At 72.2% G+C, this 20,464-nt stretch carries 13 protein-coding genes; 7 read left to right on the top strand and 6 right to left on the bottom strand.

Annotated elements, in window-relative coordinates; all coding sequences use genetic code 11:
- Positions 1-14: 14 nt before the first annotated feature.
- Positions 15-1,451, top strand: coding sequence for an FAD-binding oxidoreductase (locus tag FRCN3DRAFT_RS45335; protein WP_007513819.1), 1,437 nt, complete (start codon positions 15-17; stop codon positions 1,449-1,451).
- A 158-nt stretch (positions 1,452-1,609) separates the two neighbouring features.
- On the top strand, positions 1,610-2,104 hold the full coding sequence (locus FRCN3DRAFT_RS0219770) for an SRPBCC family protein (protein WP_007513821.1): 495 nt from the start codon (positions 1,610-1,612) through the stop codon (positions 2,102-2,104).
- A gap of 84 nt (positions 2,105-2,188) precedes the next feature.
- On the opposite strand, the gene FRCN3DRAFT_RS0219775 is transcribed toward FRCN3DRAFT_RS0219770, so the two are convergent.
- Positions 2,189-3,271, bottom strand: a complete 1,083-nt coding sequence (locus FRCN3DRAFT_RS0219775) for an aromatic ring-hydroxylating oxygenase subunit alpha (RefSeq protein ID WP_007513823.1) — start codon at positions 3,269-3,271, stop codon at positions 2,189-2,191.
- 617 nt (positions 3,272-3,888) lie between these two features.
- On the opposite strand from FRCN3DRAFT_RS0219775, the gene FRCN3DRAFT_RS0219785 reads away from it, so the two are divergent.
- Entirely contained in the window at positions 3,889-8,805 is a 4,917-nt protein-coding gene (locus tag FRCN3DRAFT_RS0219785; protein ID WP_007513825.1) for a diguanylate cyclase, read from the top strand.
- A gap of 244 nt (positions 8,806-9,049) precedes the next feature.
- Here the strand turns inward: FRCN3DRAFT_RS0219785 and FRCN3DRAFT_RS45340 are convergent, their stop codons facing one another.
- Complete coding sequence (locus FRCN3DRAFT_RS45340; RefSeq protein WP_007513827.1) at positions 9,050-9,916, bottom strand: PASTA domain-containing protein; 867 nt, start codon at positions 9,914-9,916, stop codon at positions 9,050-9,052.
- A gap of 41 nt (positions 9,917-9,957) precedes the next feature.
- Positions 9,958-10,356 carry a VOC family protein gene (locus FRCN3DRAFT_RS0219795; protein ID WP_007513828.1) on the bottom strand — a complete coding sequence of 133 codons (399 nt, stop codon included), beginning with the start codon at positions 10,354-10,356 and terminating at the stop codon, positions 9,958-9,960.
- Positions 10,357-10,592: 236 nt separating this feature from the next.
- Here FRCN3DRAFT_RS0219795 and FRCN3DRAFT_RS0219800 point away from each other — a divergent pair, with 236 nt between their 5' ends.
- A complete protein-coding gene (locus FRCN3DRAFT_RS0219800) occupies positions 10,593-12,479 on the top strand; it encodes a serine/threonine-protein kinase (RefSeq protein ID WP_035924960.1) in 1,887 nt (628 codons plus the stop codon).
- A gap of 127 nt (positions 12,480-12,606) precedes the next feature.
- A complete protein-coding gene (locus tag FRCN3DRAFT_RS0219805) occupies positions 12,607-13,401 on the top strand; it encodes a PIG-L deacetylase family protein (RefSeq protein WP_106410241.1) in 795 nt (264 codons plus the stop codon).
- On the opposite strand, the gene FRCN3DRAFT_RS0219810 is transcribed toward FRCN3DRAFT_RS0219805, so the two are convergent.
- Both FRCN3DRAFT_RS0219810 and FRCN3DRAFT_RS45345 read right to left on the bottom strand, forming a co-directional pair.
- Complete coding sequence (locus FRCN3DRAFT_RS0219810) at positions 13,398-14,543, bottom strand: StlD/DarB family beta-ketosynthase (protein ID WP_007513834.1); 1,146 nt, start codon at positions 14,541-14,543, stop codon at positions 13,398-13,400. The two genes, FRCN3DRAFT_RS0219805 and FRCN3DRAFT_RS0219810, sit on opposite strands and share 4 nt — an antisense overlap.
- A 424-nt stretch (positions 14,544-14,967) precedes the next feature.
- The gene (locus FRCN3DRAFT_RS45345; RefSeq protein ID WP_232794086.1) at positions 14,968-15,999 is read right to left on the bottom strand and encodes a helix-turn-helix transcriptional regulator; all 1,032 of its coding nucleotides are present in this window, start codon (positions 15,997-15,999) and stop codon (positions 14,968-14,970) included.
- A gap of 759 nt (positions 16,000-16,758) precedes the next feature.
- Between FRCN3DRAFT_RS45345 and FRCN3DRAFT_RS0219820 the strand changes: the two genes are divergently transcribed.
- Positions 16,759-18,330, top strand: a complete 1,572-nt coding sequence (locus FRCN3DRAFT_RS0219820) for a pyridoxal phosphate-dependent decarboxylase family protein (RefSeq protein ID WP_007513838.1) — start codon at positions 16,759-16,761, stop codon at positions 18,328-18,330.
- Positions 18,327-18,950, top strand: coding sequence for a GNAT family N-acetyltransferase (locus tag FRCN3DRAFT_RS0219825; RefSeq protein ID WP_007513840.1), 624 nt, complete (start codon positions 18,327-18,329; stop codon positions 18,948-18,950). The genes FRCN3DRAFT_RS0219820 and FRCN3DRAFT_RS0219825 overlap by 4 nt, the downstream gene beginning before the upstream one ends.
- Before the next feature lie 49 nt (positions 18,951-18,999).
- Here the strand turns inward: FRCN3DRAFT_RS0219825 and FRCN3DRAFT_RS0219830 are convergent, their stop codons facing one another.
- Positions 19,000-20,211: a cytochrome P450 gene (locus tag FRCN3DRAFT_RS0219830; protein ID WP_007513841.1), complete on the bottom strand. Its 1,212-nt coding sequence runs from the start codon at positions 20,209-20,211 to the stop codon at positions 19,000-19,002.
- Between the last annotated feature and the right edge of the window lie 253 nt (positions 20,212-20,464).

Consider the following 20,464-nt stretch of genomic DNA (forward strand, 5'->3'; position numbering starts at 1 on the left):
GGGGAGGGGCGGGCGTGGGCGTGGGCGTGGGCGTGACGGTTGCTCAGCTCGCCGAGCTCGTGGACGCGCTGCCGGCCGGTGTGGTGGCCACGGAGCCCGACCTGCTGGACAAGTACCGGCGGGACCGGGCGGCCGACCCGGACGCCGGGACGCCGCTCGCCGCGGTGCGGGCGGAATCGACCGAGCAGGTGCAGGTGGCGGTCCGCTGGGCGGCGCGCCACCGGGTGCCGGTCGTGCCCCGCGGCGCCGGCACCGGCCTGTCCGGCGGCTCGTCGGCCGTGGACGGCGGCATCGTGCTCTCGACGGAGCGGATGCGGGCCGTCCGCGTCGACCCGGCGACGAGGATCGCGGTCGCCCAGCCGGGGGCACTGAACGCCGAGGTGAAGGGCGCGGCCGCCGAGCACGGGCTGTGGTACCCGCCGGACCCGTCGTCGTTCGAGATCTGCTCGATCGGCGGCAACGTGGCGACCAACGCCGGCGGGCTGTGCTGCGTGAAGTACGGGGTGACGACGGACTACGTGCTCGGCCTGCAGGTGGTGCTCGCCGACGGCACGGCCGTCCGGCTCGGTGGGCCACGGCTCAAGGACGTCGCCGGCCTGTCGCTGACCAAGCTGTTCGTCGGCAGCGAGGGCACCCTCGGGATCGTGACCGAGGCGACCCTGCGGCTGCTGCCCGCCCAGCCGCCGACCAGCACGCTGGTCGCGAGTTTCCCGACCATGGCGGCGGCCACGGCCGCGATCCTGTCGATCACCTCGGCGATGCGCCCAGCGATGCTCGAGCTCATGGACCGGACGTCCATCAACGCCGTCGAGGACATGCTGATGATGGGCCTGGACCGCGCCGCCGCGGCGCTGCTGCTCGCCCGCACCGACGCCCCCTACCGGGCGGGTGAGCAGGAGCTGCGCGCCATGGCCGCCGCGTGCGAGGCGGCCGGTGCCAGTGAGGTGCTCGCCACCGACGACCTGGACGAGGGCGAGGCGTTCGTCGTCGCCCGCCGCGCCGCGATCACGGCGGTCGAGCGGCTCGGCCTGGTACTGCTGGAGGACGTGGGTGTCCCGCTGCCCCGGCTGCCGGAGCTGGTCACGGGCATCGAGGCGATCGCCGCCGCCCGCGACGTCACGATCGCGGTGATCGCGCACGCCGGCGACGGCAACACCCACCCGCTGATCGTCGTCGACCCCGGCGACGCCGCCGCGGCCGAGCGGGCCCGGCTCGCGTTCGGCGAGGTGATGGACCTGGCGATCGGCCTCGACGGCACCATCACCGGCGAGCACGGCGTCGGCCGGCTCAAGCGACCCTGGCTGCTCCCCCAGGTCGGCCAGGACGTCCTCGACCTGTCCCTGCGCATCAAGCAGGCCCTCGACCCGCTCGGCATCCTCAACCCCGGCGCCGTCTTCGCGCCCCGACCGGATTCGCTGGCCGGCGGGGTGTCCAGCCGGCAGACTTCCTAGCTGGCAAGGTTTTTGGTCGGCCGGGTTCCTAGGCGGCGCGGTCTCCTGGTCGGCGCGGTTTCTGGTCGGCAGAGCTCCTCGTCGCGCCTCGTCGGCGGAGCTCCTCGTCGGCAGGGTTCCTAGGTCGGCGGGTTCCTCGCCGGACGAGAGGTGGGCACGTGGCCGAGGTGGAAACGCAGCTGCCGTTCATCGACGAGCACACGACGGTCGTCGACGCCACCCCCGAGGACGTCTGGCTGGCCCTCACCGACCGGCTGGACCGGTCCTTCCGCGGCGCGGGCGCGCAGCGCTACGCCCGCGCGGTCGGCTGCGCCAACTGGGCGCCGTCCGGGCCGCGACCACTCGCCGTCGGCTCGACGATCGTCGGCTTCCGGGTCGCCGCGGCGGTGCCCGGCTCCTACCTGACCCTCGCCGGGCGGCACCGCTTCGCCGACTACACCCTCGCCTTCCGGCTCGACGACGCCGGCGCGGGCCGTATCCGGCTGCGCGCCGAGAGCAGGGCCGCCTTCCCCGGCGTGCCTGGCCGGACCTACCGGCTCCTCGTCATCGGCTCGCGCGGCCACGTCGTCGGCCTGCGCCGCCTGCTCGCGGCCACCCGCCGCCAGGCCGAACGACCCGGCCCGGCGGGCGCTCCCACCTCGCAGATCGACTAGCGCCGGTGGCCCACACGACGACGCGCCCCCCGCCAGCCGAGGCTGGCGGGGGGCGCGTCGCGTGAAGCCGGATGCGACCGGTGCTCAGGCGTCGAGGCTGATGCCCAGCGCCGTCTCCATGCTGGCGTGGCGGTGGTGCAGACCAGGCTCGTTGCGGCCGAAGACGAGCTGGGAACGCCCGCCGGAGGCCATGCTGGCCTGGACCTTCGCGGCCAGCGGGTAGTCCTCGTCGCGGACGCTGGCGTGGGCGTAGGCGAAGATGTCGTCCGCGCCCGCCCGGCCCGCCTCGTCGGAGGTGTCCAGGGTGGTGGCATTCTGGTGAACGGTCACCGAGTTGCCGGCCCCGCTACCCGGGTAGACGCGGAAGATCTCACCGTTGATGAACGTCACCGACATGACGATGTTCGGGAAGATCGCATAGATAACCACGAAGTAGTGCAGTGGCTCCCATTCGCTCTCCGGCTTGTCCGCGAGCTCGGTGATGTTCTGCATCGGGAAGATCAGCCGGTGATGCGGACCATAGGTGTCGAACAGCGCGCAGTTGCCGCGGACCAGCAGCGCGAACGTGTTCTTGTGCACCGTCGGGAAATGGTAGTTCTCGCCGAACGTGTCCAGCGCGAGCTTCCAGTTCACCGGCGCGTCGAGGACCTTCTCGCCGACCGAGTTCCAGTCGCCGATTCCCCAGGACGCCAGCTCGGGGCCGAGCTCGCCGAGGTGGCCCTCGATGTCCAGCGGGCCGCCATCCGGGTCGAGTCCGACCCACAGGAAGCCGGCGTGGTCGGCGGCCGGCAGCTCGGTGAGGCCGGGCTTGTTGGCCATCGTCTGCGGAAAGCCGTCCCGGCCGGGGCAGGTGACCAGCGCGCCCTTGTTGTTGTAGCTCCAGGCGTGGTACGGGCAGGTGAACCGCTCGGCCTCGCCGTCGCCCTCGGCGACCTGGGCCTGCCGGTGCGCGCAGATGTTCTGGAACGCGCGGACGGTGCCGTCGTCGTCGCGGGTGAGCAGCACCGGGACGTCCATGACCGTCTTGGTGGTGTACGTCCCCGGACCGGGCAGCTCGGAGCGGTAGCCGACCAGCTGAGGAGAGCTGCGCACGAACTCGCGCTCGCGCTCGAACAGCTCCTCGCTGGTATAGATCGCGGCCGGAATGATGCGCTCGCCGGGCGTCATGTCCGTCGTCTTGTCATTTGCGATCTTCAGCGCTCGCCGCGTGATGTCAATGAGCTCGTTGCGGTCGATCGGAAGCCTCCCTGGCGCGGCGATGATGAATTCGTGATCAGCGAGCGATCATGACCGCCGACGCCGTCGGCGAGCCTGCTGGCGTTTCGCGGCGGCACCTTTGCCCCCCTACGCCCTACCTTAACGCCAGGTCATACGCCCAGCTTGACCGGCATCTGACATATCCGTCCCGGCGCATCCGCCCTTCCCGGCCGGGCCATCCGACCCGTCCCGCCCAGCCCAGGTGGCCCAGCCACGCGACCAGGGCACCTGCCCTCCCGGCGAACCCGCTCCGGCAGACGGCCTCCAGACCCCGGCTCACCGCCGTGTCGGACAGCTGACATGACCACCCGATGCGCCACGAGTTCCGTGTCCGAGCGCGAGGAAAGTCACCTCCCGACCGCGTGGTCGCCGGCGGAGCGCGAACGATCCCGGCCAGCGGCCGCCACGCCCGGGCACAGGGCTGCCCAGAGGGCCCGCGAGCTGTGCGCGACCGCTTCGTTGCTCTGGGCACGATCGGGGCAGACTCCGCATGTGAACCACACGCGACACGATGAAGAGGTCGTCAGATGGGTGCCCAGCGAGCGACGTCAGGTCGGGATCCGCCGGAGGTGGAGCGGGTCGAGCTGCTTCATGCGTCGGAGCGGACCCGGGTGACGCGGCTGGTGTTCCCGACCGGGAGTGTGATCCGCAAGGAGCCGCTGGGGCCGGACGCCCGGCAACGGCTGCGGCACGAGGTGGCCATCCTGGAGCGGCTGTCGGGAGTCGAGGGGGTCGCGCAGCTGGCGCACGGAACGCCGCCGTACCCGGGATCGATCCTGCTGGCCGACGTCCGCGGCACGGCTCTGTCCGAGCGGGTGACTCCCCTGGACATGGCCACGCTGGTCGATCTGGCCGAATCGCTCGCGCGCGCCGTGGCAGAGATGCACCGCCGGGGCGTCGTCCACCGGAACATCCATCCGGCGAACATCGTGGTGGGTGACGACCTGCGTATGCCATGCCTGATCGATTTTGCATTGGCTACCACATTTGGGGCGGTCCAGGGCGGGTTCGTCCATCCCAACGAGATCGTCGGGACGGTGCCCTATCTGGCGCCGGAGCAGACTGGCCGGACCGCCCGCCCGGTCGACCAGCGGGCAGACCTGTACACGGTCGGCGCGACCCTGTACGAGCTGGCCACCGGCACGCCGCCGTTCGGCACCGGCGACCCGCTGCGCATCGTTCATGACCACCTGGCGCGGAGGCCGGCGCCGCCGACGACGGTAAACCCCGCGGTGCCGGCCCCGGTGTCGGCGATCATCATGCATCTGCTGGAGAAGGAACCGGATGATCGGTACCAGGGCGCCGACGGCCTGACGCACGATCTCGCCCTGGTGCGCCGCGGCGCCGCGCCCGCGCGTCCTGGCGAATGCGATTTTCCGGCGCGGCCGCTGATGCCGTCCCGACTGTCCGGGCGCGCGGAGGAGATCGGGAAGCTGGCAGCGGTGTTCGCCGAGGCGATGGCGGGCCGCTGCACCGGGCTCCTCGTCTGCGGCGCGCCGGGGGTGGGCAAGACGTCACTGGCGAACGAGCTGCGGCCGATCGTGGCCGGCAGTGACGGCTGGTTCGTGTCGGGCAAGTTCGACCAGTATCGCCGCGACCAGGACTACGACGGGGTCCGGCAGGCGTTCCGGGCGCTGGGCCGGCTGTTGCTCGCCGAGCCGGAGGACCAGGTGGCGGTCGTACGGGACCGGATGCTGCGGGCGTTGGGACCGAACGCCGGACTGGCCGTCGCCGTCGTGCCGGAGCTGGCGGCGCTGCTCGGGGTCCTCCCGAAGCTGGGGGACCCGATGACCGCGCAGGCGCGAGCGGTACGCACGTCTCTCGAGATCCTCCGCGCCGTCGCTTCTCGCAAACGGCCGGTGGTGTTCTTCGTCGACGACCTGCAGTGGGCCGGCCGGACCCCGCTGGGCCTGTTCGACCTGGTGCTCGGCGGCGAGGAACAGGTCGAGGGGGTGTTGCTGGTAGCCGCCTACCGGGAGGGCGACGTGGACGCCGCTCATCCGCTGGCGCCCATGATCGCCCGCTGGCGCCGCCAGCCGGCCGGTCCGCGTCAGCTGCGGCTGGACAACCTTCCCCCTGAGGGCCAGGCGGCCCTGGTGGCCGACCTGCTGCACCTGGAGCCCGCGGCCGCCACGAAGCTGGCTGAGATGATCGTGCCAGCCACGGGCGGCAATCCGTACGAGACGGTGGAGCTGCTCAACGCGTTGCGCCACGACGGCGTGCTTGCCGGCGGCGAGGGCGGCTGGCGATGGGACCGGACCAGACTGCGCCGCAGGCTGGCGCGCGCGGACGTGACCGGGCTGCTGGCCGCCTGCCTGGCCGCGTCGCCGCCGGCGACCAGGGACATGCTGGCGGCGATGGCCTGCCTGGCCGGCCGGGTGGAGTTGGACCTCCTCGAGGCCGCGACCGGGCTGACGGCGGGCGAGGTCTCCGGGCGGCTCGCCCCCGCGTTCGCCGACGGCCTGCTGGTGCTGGAGACCGAGGACCCCCAGAGCATGCGGTTTCGCCACGACCGGACGCAGGAGGCCGTCCTGGGCGACCTCACCCCGCGGGAGCGGCAGACCATACGGCTGCGCACGGCCCGGTGTCTGGCCAACCGGCCCGAGTTCTTCGCCGTCGCCGCCGAGCAGTACCTGCACGTGGCCGACGCCGTGCACGCACCCCGGGAACGGCGGCTGGTGGTCCGGCTGTTCCGGCGGGCCGCCGACCAGGCGCGGTTGCTGAGCAACTACCCGCTGGTGGAGCGGTTCCTGACCGCGGCGGTCAGGTTCATCGACCCGGCCGACACCGACCAGCTGATCGCGGTCCGCACCGACCGGCACGCCGCCCTGTACAGCCTCGGCCGGCTGGAGGAGACGAACGAGGAGTACCAGGCCATCAGCCGGCTGTGTACCCACCCGGCGCAGCGCACCGCCGCCACGGTGGCGCAGGTCAGCAGCCTCACCAACCAGGGCCAGTTCAGCGAGGCGATGCGCCTCGGCCTGGACCAGCTGCGGCAGCTCGGCCTCACGGTCCCGGACCGGGACCACCTGGAGGAGGAGGTCGACCGCGGGCTCGACGCGCTCTACCAGTGGATCGACCAGACCACCGAATCCGATGACCTCTGCCGACCGCCCATCACCGACCGTTCGCTGCTCGGTCTCCTCAGGCTGGTCAACCGGATCATGCCCGTGGCGTTCTTCTGGGACCAGCCGATGATGGCCTGGCTGACCGTGACGACGCTGACGATGTGGGCACGGTACGGCCCGGATCCCAGCATGCTCGGCCCAGCCGGCCATATCGCCAATTTGATCATCCCCCGCAGGCACGACTACCGCGTCGCGCACCGCGTGATGCGACGGATCATCACGGTCGGCCTGGACCGCGGCTACGAGCCGGAGGTGTGGCACGCGCAGTTTCTGTACACCGTGAGTACCGGCCACTGGTTCGGATCACTCGAGGACAACGTGTCCGTGACACGGCGGGCGTCGGAGGGCCTCGTCCAGGGTGGTGACCTGCAGAACGCATGCTGGACGCACTACGCGCTGCTGTACGACCTGCTGGACTGCGCACCATCGCTCGAGATCTTCGCCGCCGAGCTCGACGAGGCCCTGGCCATCGCCGCGCGCACCGGAAACGGATACGCCGAACAGATGTTCGGACCATGCCGCTGGCTGACCCGGGTGCTGCGCGGCGAGGCCGTGGGATCAGCGGCTGACGAGACGGCCCAGCTGAGCATGCTCGCGGACAACTCCTTCATCGTCCTGCACCTCCACGTCAGCCGGGCGATCGCCGCGGCCATCCTCGATCGTCCGGAGGAGCTGGCCCGGCACACGACCGCGGTCGCTCCGTTGCTGCCAGCCTTCGAGGCGCAGTATCAGGTGGCGGTGGCGCGCGTGCTGCGGGCTCTCGCGCTGGCCGCGCGGGCCCACGCCGCCCAGGCGGACCAGCGCGGCGCCGAGCTGGCCGAGATGGACGAGTCGATCGCCTGGCTGGCCACGCGCGCGGCCGACGCCCCGGTCAACTTCCTGCACCTGCTGCGCCTGATCGAAGCGGAGCGGGCCTGGGCAGCCGGCGACCTCCGCGAGGCGATCTACACCTTCGACCTGGCGCAGCGCGAAGCCTTCACGCGCGCACGCCCCTGGCATCGCGCACTCATCGCGGAACGTGCCGCCCGGTTCTACCTGGCCCACGGCGTACGGCACGTCGGCCACGCGCTGCTCGCCGAGGCTCGCCGCCACTACGCGGACTGGGGTGCCACTGCCAAGATCAGCCAACTCGACTGGGCCTACCCGGAGTTACGAGCCGAACCCGGCGGCGCGTGGCCGGCCACGCAACCACCGGTCGAACCCACGGCCACCCGATCCGTCGTCACCGCCGGGACCCTCGACCTGCTCGGCATCGTCGCCGCCTCTCGGGCCCTCAGTTCCGAAACCACCGCCAACGGCCTTCGGGCCAAGGTCGTGGGAATCCTGTCGGCGATGACTGGCGCCACCGGCGTCCACCTGCTCCTGCGCGACGACGAGCGGGAGGGTCACTGGTCAGTGCCCGTCGGAGACAACGAAGCCGTCTCGCTCGACGGGGCCGGCTACCGGCGCATGCTGCCGCCCTCGGCCATCCGGTACGCCGAACGCACCCACGAACCGCTCGTCAGCACCGACGCGACGCGCGACGACCGGTTCACCCGCGACCCCTACTTCGCCGGCCTGGACCGCTGTTCGCTCCTGGCCATACCCATCATGATCCGCGGCGAGCTGCGCGCCATGCTGCTGCTGGAGAATCGGATGATCCGCGGAGCGTTCACCACGGAGCGACTCGAAGGGATCATGCTCATTGCCGGGCAACTGGCCGTCTCTCTCGACAACGTCATGATCTACGCATCGTTGGAGCGCAAGGTCGCCGAGCGCACCCGGCAACTCGCCGCCGCCAACCGGCGCCTGGAACAGCTCTCCGTCACCGACCCGCTCACGGGGCTGGCCAACCGTCGACGTCTCGACGAGATCCTGGACGCCGAGTGGTGCCGAGCCAGGCACCAGGCAACGCCCGTCGCGCTCGCCATGGTCGACATCGATTACTTCAAGGCCTACAACGACCATTGCGGGCATCCCGCCGGCGACCGCTGCCTCCAACGCATCGCCGCCTGCCTCGCCCGCAGCACTCGCGACACCGACCTGGCCGCCCGCTACGGCGGCGAGGAGTTCGCCGTGGTGATGCCAGGCGCGGACCTCGACACCGCCGAGCGCATCGCGGAGCGACTCCGCGCCGCCATCCATGAACTGGCCGAGCCGCACCCGACGCCACCGGGCGGGATCATCACCGTCAGCATCGGGGTCGCGGCGACCACGCCAGCGTCCGACGACGACGTGAAAGCGTTCGTCGACCTCGCCGACAACGCTCTGTACCAGGCCAAGGATGGCGGGCGCAACCGGGTGGAAACGGCACTTCCTGGCCCCGCAGCCCGGTAGGACACACAAAGTCGCGGGGCCCCGGTGATCGTCTCCCGGGCAGCCCCCGCGACCCGCGGGGCATTGCGCGGCGACAAAGAAGACGGCCGTGCTGGCGCGGTACGGGGGGATCCGCGCCAGCACGGCCGGCAGTGCCACCATCATGCCGGAAGCTCGGCCGAATGTCGATACCTTCAACATTTTTGCCGCCAAGCAAGCCCGAGGGCGTAGTCAGCCGGGCCACGCCCGCGGCGCCCGGGCGCAGCTAGCCGACGGCCTGGATGATGGGCTCGATGGCGGGCTCGGGGACCATCTCGAGGGCTGGCGGCGAGGACGGGAACGGGCGGCGGGGCTCGCGGACACCGGCCGAGCCGTCGCCGCGGCCACCGATCCACAGGCGTATCGGCGTGCCGGACGCGACCCTGGCGCCAGCCTCCGGGGCCTGGCCGGTGACGAGCGCGCCGGAGTCCGGCTCGACCTCGACCAGCCCGATGCCAGGCTCCGTCGACAGGCCCACGGCGACGGAGGGGAAGCTCCAGCCCGCCAGCACCGAACGGGCGTCCTCCCACGTCCGGCCGACCACGTTGGGCACCACGATCGTCTTGCCCGACCGACGCCGTGACCTGCGACTGGAGCCGCCCGCCTCGTCCTCGCCGGCGCCGGCGGTCGAGGCCGGCTCGGCTCCCGCCGCGGGCGGGGCCTCGGTCGCGTCCATGTCCGTCATGATCTGCCGGGCAAGGTCGCGCGCCAGCCCGATCTGATCCGCGACCGCGGCGTCGATGGGCCCCGGGAGCCCGGCGGGGTCCACGGCCGGTTCTGGGGCCGGCTCGGAGGTGAGGGGCGGGAGGTTCTCGTCGAGGTCACGCCAGCGCTCCCAGGCCGACTGCCGGGTGACGCCGAGCCGGGTGGCGATCTCCGCCCACGACTTGCGGTGGAAGCGGGCGGCGCGGACCGCCTCCAGCTCGGTCTGGTCCAGCAGCCGCCGCAGGGTGCCGATGTCGGTCAGCGCGCCGAGCGCCGCCTCCCCGTGGTCGGTGCTCCCGGGGCGGCCGAACACGCGGTCGCGCCAGGTGTCCAGCCGCTCCCACGCCCGGCGGCCCTCGTGCCACGGACCGCTCCTACCCTTGGCCATGCATGTCAGGATAGCCTGACAATCGCGACCTGGGTAGGGGTTCAGGGGTCGAGCGCGGGGCCGCCGCCATACGGGCGCGTCAGAATCTCCATGCCGTGGCCGGAGGGATCCAGGAAGTACAGGCCGCGGCCGCCGTCGTTGTGGTTGATCTGATTCCGCAGCCGTCCGTGCGGGTCGGCGTAGTAGACGACCCCGGCTCGCTGGATTCGCGCGAAGGCCGCGTCGAACTCCGGCTCCGACACCTGGAAGGCGTAGTGCTGGGTGGTGATGTTCTCCGCCGGAGCCGTCGCGAAGTCCAGCGTGACGCCGTTGCTGGTGGCGACCGGGATGAACGGGCCCCATTCCGGGCCTACCTCGAGGCCGAGGATGCCGGCGAGGAACTCGGCGGACTCCCGGTTGTCTCGGGAATGCACGATCGTGTGGTTCAGGAGGACAGGCATGCGCAGGTCTCCGTGGGCGTTCCGGCGCCTCCATGCCTCACCCGGCCGGTGACCGGCACGCGGCGCCAGAATCGAGCCTATGCGCGACCGGGCCCGCGCACCCGCGGCACGGCGGAGCGTTCGGCGCGGGTAGGGTAGCCTGCGGCGCGGGACGAGTCGTCCGCTCTCGGGCGGCTTGCCCGGTCCTGGTCGGACCCGTGTTTGGTTGGACTCGGTGCTGGTCGGAATGGTGGCCCATGACATCTTCCGTTGGGCGCCTGCGTGCCCCGGGGCCCCGAGATCCCACGACGATCGGTCCATACCGAGTCCGCGCCCTGATCGGCGAGGGCGGCATGGGCCGGGTCTACCTCGCGAGCTCACCCGCCGGCCGGCTCGCGGCGGTCAAGGTGATCAGCCCGGCCGTCGCCGGTGACCCCGTGTTCCGGGAGCGGTTCCGCCGGGAGGTCGCGGCGGCGCGCAGGATCGCCGGCGCGTTCACCGCGCCCGTGGCGGACGCCGACCCGGACGGCCGACAGCCCTGGCTCGCCACCCAGTACGTGCCCGGGCCTTCGCTGCGCGACGCCGTCGAGGTGCTCGGCCCGCTGGAGCTGGAGACCTGCTTCATGCTGGGCGCCCGCATGCTTGAGGCACTCATGGCCGTCCACCGGGACGGCCTCGCCCACCGGGACCTGAAGCCCAGCAATGTCCTGCTCGCCGCCGACGGCCCGCGGCTCATCGACTTCGGGATCGCCCGGGCCGCCGACCAGACGACGCTCACCCGCACCGGCGAGGTGTTCGGCACCGCCGCCTACATGTCGCCCGAGCAGGCGATGGGCGACGAGGTCGGCCCCGCCTGCGACGTGTTCGCGTTCGCGCTCGTCCTGATCTTCGCGTCCACCGGCCGCGATCCGTACGGGTCCGGCGACCCGGCGGCATTGCTGTTCCGGATCGTGCACGACCTGCCGGACCTGCGCGACGTGCCCGCGGCGCTGCGGGAACGCCTGCGGCCCTGCCTGGCCAAGGATCCGGCGGTCCGCCCGGCCCCGGCCACGCTGCTGAAGCTGTTCGCCGCCGATCTCGGCCCGTCGCCGGCCTGGCCGCCCGGGGTGGCCCGGCTGATCCGGGAGCGGGAGGCCGAGATCGCGGCCTGGCTGCCGGCCGCGCCCCGCTCCCCCGCGCCCGCCGGCGCGGCAAGGCCCGCGCTCCCGCCCGCACCCGCCTCCCAGCCCGACGCGGCCCCGGGACCGGGACCACGACCTCCGGTTCCGCCCGGCCCGGCACCGCTCAAGCCGACCCGGCGTGAATCGCCACCGCCGGGCGCGGCGGAGCGGCAGGTCGCGGTCCGCCCGGTGCCGGCACTGCCAGCGCCACCAGCCCCGCGGGCACTGCCGGCACCCCAGCTACCACGTGCACCCCAGCTACCGCAGGCACCGCAGGCACCGGCCAGGCTGGCGCCGTCAGCCGGACCGGCTGTCCTCGTGGGGCCGGGCGCCCAGCGCCCGCCGGTACCGGCGCCGGGTTACCCGCCAGTCGCGCCGACGAGGGTCGCCCTGTCCGAGAACGGCTCGGACGAATCCTGCGTCTTCACCGGCAGACGGTGGCCCAACGTGGTCGCCGGAGTCTCGGCACTCCTGGCCGTCGTGCTCGCGCTGATCACGGTTCTGGTCTGCCTCGGCACCCTGGGCAGCAAGGACCCCGCCGTCGGGGCCGGGGCCAGGCTGGTCGGCACGATCCTCGGCGCGGGTGCCCTGTTCTTCGCCGTCACAAGCCTGCGGCGCGCGGTGTGGCGGCTTCACCTGGCGTTCCGTCCACCCTGCCTCTCCGTCACGCCGGGCGGCATCCAGGCGCGGGCGGGCGGGCGCCACTACGACATCCCGTGGTCGCAGGCACGCGGCGCCCGGGTCATCCGCCTGGGCCAGCGCGAGGTGGTCGCGGTCTGGCCGACGCCGGAGTGGGCGCTGCGCACACCCCACGTCGACCGCCCCGCCCGGTGGATCCCGCGCAACCGCAGCCTGTGCATCTGGCGAAGCCCGGCGATGAACTGCGACCTGCTCCTCGACGTCCGCCTGCTCTACCCGGCCACCGCCCAACGCCTGACCACAGCCATCGCCGTCCTGGCCAGCCGCTACGCCCCCCACCGCTAGGCCGTCCCGGGCCTCCAGGCCCGCCCCGAGGCCGCCTGACCTGGGCCGGCGGTCCGATCATTCGCTGTCCGGTACGCGACCCGAGCCGGGAAGGCTCGGGGAAGAGGCGCGAGCGACAGTGGGCGGCATGGATCGACTGCGTATTGCTGACCTTGGGACCGTCCTGTCGGTGTGGGCGCATCCCGATGACGAGACCTATCTGGCGGGCGGGCTGATGGCCGCCGCCGCGGCGAACGGCCAACGGGTGGTGTGCGTCGCCCTGACCGCTGGCGAGCACGGCACCGACGACCCCGCGACCTGGCCACCGGAGCGCCTCGGCGCGGTGCGCCGGCTCGAGGCGGACGCCGCGATGGCCGTGCTCGGAGTCCGGGAGCACCGGATCGTCGGGATGCCCGACGGCGGGCTGGCGGGCTGGGGCCCGGTCGGGGCGCGGCTGGTCGCCCAGGTGATCGACGAGGTGCGTCCCGACACCGTCGTGACCTTTGGACCGGACGGGACGACCTTCCACCCCGACCATGTCGCCGTGCATCGCTGGGTACGCCACGCCTGGGAGGAGAGCGGTCGTGGTTTCCGACTGCTGGAGGCGGCGTGGACGACGGAGGCACTCGAACGCTTCGCGGACCTGCACGACGAGTTTCGGGTGTTCATGACCGACGGCCGCCCGGCCGGAGTGCCCGCGGAGGCGCTGTCCGTGCGCGTCGCGCTCGACGGGCCCGAACTCGACCGCAAGGTGGCGGCACTGCGGGCGATGGCGAGCCAGATCGGACCGACCGTCGACGCGTTCGGCCTGGCCCGGTTCACCGACTGGGTGGCCGAGGAACGCTTCGTAGACGTGGCCGTCACCGCCGACGAACCGGCCATGGCGTCGGCGTCGGCGGGCAGCGAGGCGCCGGCGGAACCGGAACTGGCAGCGGTCGGCTAGGGATAGCCGGATGGTTGGACGGCGGTCAGGAGGGCGGCAGCGTAGGAGAAGCGGGCGCTTTCCGGGGAGCAGACGAGGATCTTGTCGCCGGAGGTGAGCCGGCCGGACCTGACCAGCTCGTCGAGCATCAGGTAGACCGACGCCGAACCGACGTTGCCGACCCGGTCGAGGTTGGTGAACCAGGCGTCCGCGGCAATGCCGATGCCGGCCGCCGAGAGGCCTTCCCGGATCTTTTCCGCGAAGAAGGCCGACGACAGGTGCGGCAGAAACCAGGTGACGGCGGCCGGGTCGAAGGCCCCCCGGTCGACGAGACCGGTGACGAATTCCACGGCCTTCGGGACAATGTGGCGTTCGAGCAGCTTCACGTCCTGCCGGATCGCGAATACGCTTTCGGCCATCCACCCCGCCGGGTCGAGGTCGTGGTAGCCGATCAGTGTCGATCCTGACTTCACCCCGCCGGCGTACATGCAGGGCTCCAGCTCGCCGGCGAAGGAGACCATCTCGACCCACTCGACCTTCAGAGAGGTCCTCGCGGGATCCGGTGCCGGCTCCATCAGGACGGCGCCCGCACCGTCGCTGAGCATCCAGCGCAGGAAGTCCTTCTCGAAGGCGAGGTAGCCGTTCTTCCGAACCTCCTGAATCCTCTCCAGCTCGGCCGCGAACTTGTCCGCCGTCAGCTGCGCCGAGATGCGCTCGGACCCGGTCGCGACCGCGTTGGTCGCGCTGCCGGACCCGACCGAGAGAAACGCGGTCTTCAACGACTGCATGCCGGCATTGCACGCGCCGGAGAACGAGTAGGTCTCGACCGGTCCGATACCGAGCTCGCCGTGCACCATCGACGCGTGGCCCGGGAGGATCTGGTCGGGCGAGGTCGTTCCGCAGGCGAGCAGCCGCAGCTTGGCCAGGTCGTCGCCCGGGAGAAGGGCCCGGACCGCCCGGGCCACGAGCGCCGCGTTGGTCAGCCGCTCCCGCCCAGGCCCCAGTGCGTAGTGCCGGCTGGTGATGCCGTTGCGGCCCAGGATGATCCGCCGGATGCGCGACGGCCGTCCGCCGACCATGCCAAGGTAGGCCTCGATGTCGTCGTTGGCCACGGGATCGTGGGGAAGGAAGCTCGCCGTCCGGGTGATGTAGACGTCGTCCACCTGGCTCCGATCAGGGACTCGTCATGCCGTCGCCATACCGGCAAAAGCGCGGGAACGGGCCGAGTGACGGGGAATTGAACGACTCGAAGGATCCGGCGGCCACGAAATACGGCGCCGTCGGCGAACAAAAAGCTAGGTGCGAGCGTCGAGGCGGTCAATCTGGTTGACCACGCCGTGAGCCAGGTCATAACCACTCCGCCGCCCGAAGCCCGGCCCGGGCGGCGACCGGGGTCTTTCCTGAGATGCGGAGCGCCCGCCTCCGGAGAGTGAAAACGATGCGACCACGACGGTCGATCCGTACGCTTCGCATTTGTTCACCAACGCCCGCTGCCCACCAGCGGGCCACATTCACCGTTCGCCACCGGCGCCCGGTGCGGGCGGCCGCCCAGTGCGGCTGGCGAGGCCCAGGCGTCCGGCGGGGTGACTACCGGCGGGGTGGCGGCAGCAGCCCGAGGCGGGCGGTGATGGCGCCCAGCTGGAAGCGGCTGGTCACGCCGTGCTGGACATAGAGGTCGGCGACGTCGCGCCGGACGGTGCGTGGGGTGATCCCGAGGCGGTCGGCGACGGCCTGGTCGGTGTGCCCCTGGGCCAGCAGCGCCAGCACCGCCCCGCGGCGTGCCTGCTCGGAGCCGTCGGCCGGCGGCCGCGGACCGTTCAGCGGCTGCGCGTCCTTGTGCACCCGCTCGACCAGGTCACTGATCACCGCCAGCGGGCCAGGCGCGCGCACCAGCAGCGCACCCTGACCAAGGTCGTCCGGGTCGACGGGCAGGACGGCCTCCCGCCCGTCGACGATCATCACCCGCATCGGCACGAGGGCGCTCTGGCGCACCCAGCCGACCGCCGGCAGCCGCCCACCGCCCAGCGCCCTGGCCGCCGCCACCTGGTCGGGCGTCCACACCGAGGCGACCCGCACCCCCCGGCCGGCCGCCCTCGCCAGTCCCTGCAGCATGTCCACCGCGGCCGGTCGCGGCGGGGTCGGCCCGGACAGCAGGAAGCCGATCTGGGTGGTCGCGTTCTCGACCAGCTCGGCGATCTGCACCCACACCTGGTGCGGGTCGAGGATCGCGGCCACCCCGTCGGCGTTGTCGGGGCGGCGACGGCCGCCGACGTAGTCCGACAGCAGCCGGCTGCGGTACAGCGCGGTCCGCTGCGCGACCAGCGCCGCCTCCCGCGCCTCCAGGGCACGCTCCCGCGTCGCGTGCTCGACATACAGCGCTATGGAGGGGTCCTGCGCCTCCCAGCCCTCGTCGATCTTGCGCAGCAGCCCACGCCCCGCGAGCCGGTCGACCTCGGCCGTCACCTTCTCCACCGGGAGGCCGGCCCGGTCCGCGAGCATCTCGATGGTGGCCCGGTGGTGGCCGGCGGCGGCGCGGAAGACTGCCAGGCCCGTCTCATCCAGCCCGAACAGCGCCTGCTCGTCCCCCGGCACCACGATCCCCCACTCCCCAGCCGTCACGGAAGGGAACCGCCGCCCCCACCCGCCGCACCACAGCCGACGGCGGGCGTAGCGAACTGACGACGCCTGGTCGCACGATGGCGTGGCGGGCAGGTTAACGCAGGAAACGTGGGCGAACGATCCAAATCGGAAGCCATATGCGCTCACCGCGACTGGATGACCGTTTTGCCGTGAATAAACCACTATGCCCCGGGCAGGAAACGTCGACGATCACCCGCGTGACGGCGCCGCGGCGGCGCCCGGGAGGCGCCTCGAGCGTCACGCGCGGGACGCCGCCAGGCGGGCGAAGGCCGCGCCGAGATGAGGGCCGGCGCGGCCACGAGACACGGCCGCGGGCGGCCCGAAGTTGCGCCGCCGCGGCCGCCAATGCCGGTGTCATCTTGCTCACAGGATGGCTTGCGACCCAAGATCGAAACGATACCCAAACGACCAGAATGCCGGAGAAAACCATCGGCGCAGAAGCCGACGGCAATCCCGGCGGCACCAGCGGTAAAGTCCCCACCAAATAGGGGTCTCGACCGCCCCCTCCCAATGTGCTAACGGAAGCCGTCGAACAGTCCGTGCTGAGGACGAGAAACCCCCGATGGCAATGCACCGGAGACCACCTCTCCCCCATTGACGTTCGGCTATCGTGACCAACAGGACCACACGGTGGTATCGATCGGGAGTCGGCGCGTCACCGGCCGCTACCTGAATTCGCGCTGGTAGACCGACTTCGATGCCGCTCCCATGCCGTTGGTCACTCGCACGGGGGGCTGGATGGACGGTGCACGAAGCACCGATGAACTAGGGCACCTTCTTGGCATCGTCGCCGCCTACGCCACCGACTATCTGACCCGCACGGCGCACGACCCGGTCGCTATCCGCGCCACTACCGCGCAGTTGCGCGAGTGGTTTGGTGGGGAGCTGCCGGCCGCCGGCGCGGATCCGGCCCAGCTCCTGCATTCCTTCATCGCGGCCGCGGAGCCCGGGATCTCACCGTCGACGTCCGGGCGGTTCTTCGGTTTCGTGACGGGTGGCGCGTACCCGGTGGCGGTCGCGACGGAGTGGCTCACCACCGCGTGGGACCAGACTCCGGTGCTGCACACATCCAGCCCGACCGCGTCCGTGGTCGAGGAGACGGTCGCCGGCTGGCTGGTCGGGCTGTTCGGGCTGCCGGCCGCGACCTCCGTCGGGATCACGTCGGGATGCTCGACGGCGAACCTGACCGGCCTGGCCGCCGCCCGTCACCAGGTCCTCGCGGACGCCGGGTGGGACGTCGGGCACCAGGGGCTGTTCGGCGCGCCGACTCCCCGGGTGCTTACGAGCCGGGGCTGCCACGTCACCGTCTCGCGGGCGCTGCGGCTGCTCGGCCTCGGTGGGCAGATCCACCTCGTCGACACCGACGACCAGGGCCGGATGCGTCTCGACCATCTCGCCGACCTGCTCGCCGCGACGACCGGGCCGCTGATCGTCTGCGCCCAGCTGGGCAACGTGGACACCGGGGCGGTCGACGCGCTGGCGGAGATCTGCGCGATGACCCATGCGCACGGCGGCTGGGTCCACGTCGACGCGGCCTTCGGCATGTGGGCCGCGGCGAGCTCGCGCCTGCGCGCCGAGCTGCCCGCCCTCGCCGGGCTCGCGCGGGCGGACTCGTGGGCGACCGACGCGCACAAGTGGCTCAACGTGCCGTACGACTGCGGCGTCGTGCTGTGCGCCCACCCGGAAGCGCACCAGGCCGCCATGCGCGCCCGGGCGGACTATCTGCCGGCCGGGCCGGCCGGGTCGCGGGACCCGGTGGACTACACCCCGGAGATGTCCCGGCGCGCCAGAGCGCTCGTGCTGTGGACGACGCTGCGCCACCTCGGCGCGGACGGGGTGGCCGAGCTGATCGAGCGGTCCTGCCTGCTCGCCCGGCGGATGGCCGGGCGGCTCGCCACCGTCGACGGCGTCACCGTGGCCAACGAGGTCTCGCTGAACCAGGTGCTCGTGCGGTTCACCACGCGCCCCGGCGCGGCGACGGGTGGGACCGGCATCGTGACCGACCCGGCCGCCGACCCGGCCGCCGAGGCGGCGGATGACGCCCACACCGAGGCGGTCGTCGACGCGTTCCAGCGGGGCGGGGTCGGCTGGGCGAGCCCGACCCGCTGGCAGGGACGAACCATGCTGCGGCTGTCGGTGTGCAACTGGCAGACCGACACGGCCGCGGTCGACGCCGCGGTGAGCGCCCTCGTGGATGCCCACCTGCGCCTGCGGTCCCGCCACCAGCCCGACGCCGCGCGGACGCTCGCGCGGCCACCCTCCCAGCCCGGCTCGCCCGACCAGGATCTCGTCACGGAAGGAACGGCATGACGTCGCCGGAGATCGTGCACACCTCGGACCCGGACCTGCCCGCGGTCGTCGAGACGCTGTGCCTCGCCTTCGACACCGACCCGGTGACGGAGTGGAACTTCCCACGGGACCTGGCGAACCGGGCCGCGCTGATCGAGGGCTTCTTCCGGGTCACCGTCGGGATGATCCTCGACCACGGCGGCACCGTCGCGACGACGACGGACCATGTGGCGATCGGGGTCTGGTCGCCACCCGGCGAACCCACGCTCACCGAGGCCGAGGCCGCCGACTACGCGGACGCCCTGTTCAAGGCATGCGGCGAGGGCGGCGAGCGGGCGGCGATCATCATGCAGGCGCTGGACGCCGCCCATCCGGCCGACCTGCCGCCGCATTACCACGTGTTCTTCGCCGGGGTCCGTCCCGGGCACCAGGCGCGCGGCCATGCCCTGGCGGTGACCCGGACCCTGGCCGCGGTCACGAACGCGGCCGGGGCCGGGGTCTACGCGGAGGCGTCCAACCTGCGCAGCCTCGCCCTGTGGGAACGGCTCGGGCTGCGCCGAATCGGCCCGGAGATCACCCTGCCCGACGGCGGCCCGTCGCTCTACCCGATCTGGGGCGACCCCGGCACCTGGTTCACGTAGACCGCGGAGCCCCCGCAGCCCCGATCACTCACTCGGCGGGCCCCGATCGCTAAAGGGAGACGGTCAGCCTGGAGAAGCCGCGCAACGTGAGGTTGGGTCGGAACTCCGGCTCCTCGTCGGTGAGCGCGATGTTCGGGAAGCGCTCGAAGAGCCGCCGGACGGCGGTCTGGGCCTCCATCCGTGCCAGCGCCGCGCCGACGCAGAAGTGGTGCCCCAGACCGAAGCTGAGGTTGCGGTTCACCCTGCGCCGCACGTCGAACGTCTCGGCGTCCTCGAACTCCGAAGGGTCGCGGTTGGCCGCCGCGATCAGCGGCACGACGCCCTCCCCCGGTCGCAGCACCACGTCGCCGAGCCGCATCTCGCTGGTGATGGGCCGCGCCCGCATCATGTGCACCGGCGGGTCGAACCGCAGCACCTCCTCGATCGTCGTGCGGATGAGCGACGGGTCGGCGCGCAGCAGGGCGAGCTGGTCCGGGTGGCGCAGGAGCTGGTAGACCGCGTTGGTGATCAGGTTGGTGGTCGCCTCGAAGCCGGCGATGAGCAGCACGCCGGTGTTCGTGAGCAGCTCGTCCTCGCTGGCGAGCCGGCCGTCCTCGCCCGCCTCGATGAGCCTGGTGATCAGGTCGTCGCCCGGGTCCCGGCGGCGCCGCTCCAGCAGGCCCGCGATGTACCCGCGCATCCGGTGGACGGCGGCGAGGCGCTGGTCGGCGGGAACGCCCGGGTCGACGGAGCGGGCGATCTCGTTGCCTATGTCGATGAACTGTTCCCGGTCCTCCGGCGGGGCACCGAGCATGTCGCAGATGACGAGGATCGGCAGCAGCGAGGCGTACTGGGCGACGACGTCCACGGTCGGGCCGTCGAAGTCGTCCATCAGCTGCTCGACGAGGTCGTTGATCGCCTGGCGGCTGCGCTCGACGCTCGGAGCGGTGAACGCATAGCTGATCAGCCCGCGCAGCCGGGTGTGCTCCGGCGGGTCGGTGTCGAGCAGCGACCTGGTACGCCGGATCGCCTCGAGTTGCTCCGCGCGCTCGCCCGGGTCGGGCGAGAGGGTCTGCTGGACGCTCGGGGACGCCGTCACGTCGTAGCTCAGCGCCGCGCTGCGGAACATCGTGAAGCAGTCGGCGTACCGCGAGAGGTACCAGACCCTGTCGGGCGATCGCCACGCGGGCGCCTGCTCCCGCATCCTCCTGTAGACCGGGTACGGGTCCCGGCGTAACTCCGGGCTCGACGGGTCGAACAGGATCTCTGCGCTGGTGGTCATCGCGGCGGCTCCTTGACGTGGTCGAACGCCGGGCCGGCGGGCACCGGCGCCAGCGGACCGAGGCAGCCGCAACGTAACAGAGTGAGCGGTCACTCGTTCGAGAGTCTGAGCGAGTGCCCGATGCCGGCGCGCACGGCTGGCGGAAATTCAGCGGCGGTGTGCCGCGGCCGGTGATAACGTGCCGCTCGGACGATGTAGTGCCCGGGCCTGGTCGCAGCTGGCGATCGTCCCGGGCCGGACGGTGCGGAGGTGG

Origin of the sequence: Pseudofrankia saprophytica (genome assembly GCF_000235425.2) — a bacterium.
GTDB lineage: Bacteria > Actinomycetota > Actinomycetes > Frankiales > Frankiaceae > Pseudofrankia > Pseudofrankia saprophytica.

Excerpts from the sequence above, each read along its gene's own strand:
- FRCN3DRAFT_RS0219800 (WP_035924960.1), top strand. The coding sequence starts at position 10,593 with ATGACATCTTCCGTTGGGCGCCTGCGTGCCCCGGGGCCCCGAGATCCC.
- FRCN3DRAFT_RS0219795 (WP_007513828.1), bottom strand. The coding sequence starts at position 10,356 with ATGCCTGTCCTCCTGAACCACACGATCGTGCATTCCCGAGACAACCGG.
- FRCN3DRAFT_RS0219785 (WP_007513825.1), top strand. The coding sequence starts at position 3,889 with ATGGGTGCCCAGCGAGCGACGTCAGGTCGGGATCCGCCGGAGGTGGAG.
- FRCN3DRAFT_RS0219805 (WP_106410241.1), top strand. The coding sequence starts at position 12,607 with ATGGATCGACTGCGTATTGCTGACCTTGGGACCGTCCTGTCGGTGTGG.
- FRCN3DRAFT_RS0219820 (WP_007513838.1), top strand. The coding sequence starts at position 16,759 with ATGGACGGTGCACGAAGCACCGATGAACTAGGGCACCTTCTTGGCATC.
- FRCN3DRAFT_RS0219830 (WP_007513841.1), bottom strand. The coding sequence starts at position 20,211 with ATGACCACCAGCGCAGAGATCCTGTTCGACCCGTCGAGCCCGGAGTTA.
- FRCN3DRAFT_RS45340 (WP_007513827.1), bottom strand. The coding sequence starts at position 9,916 with ATGGCCAAGGGTAGGAGCGGTCCGTGGCACGAGGGCCGCCGGGCGTGG.
- FRCN3DRAFT_RS0219825 (WP_007513840.1), top strand. The coding sequence starts at position 18,327 with ATGACGTCGCCGGAGATCGTGCACACCTCGGACCCGGACCTGCCCGCG.
- FRCN3DRAFT_RS0219775 (WP_007513823.1), bottom strand. The coding sequence starts at position 3,271 with ATGACGCCCGGCGAGCGCATCATTCCGGCCGCGATCTATACCAGCGAG.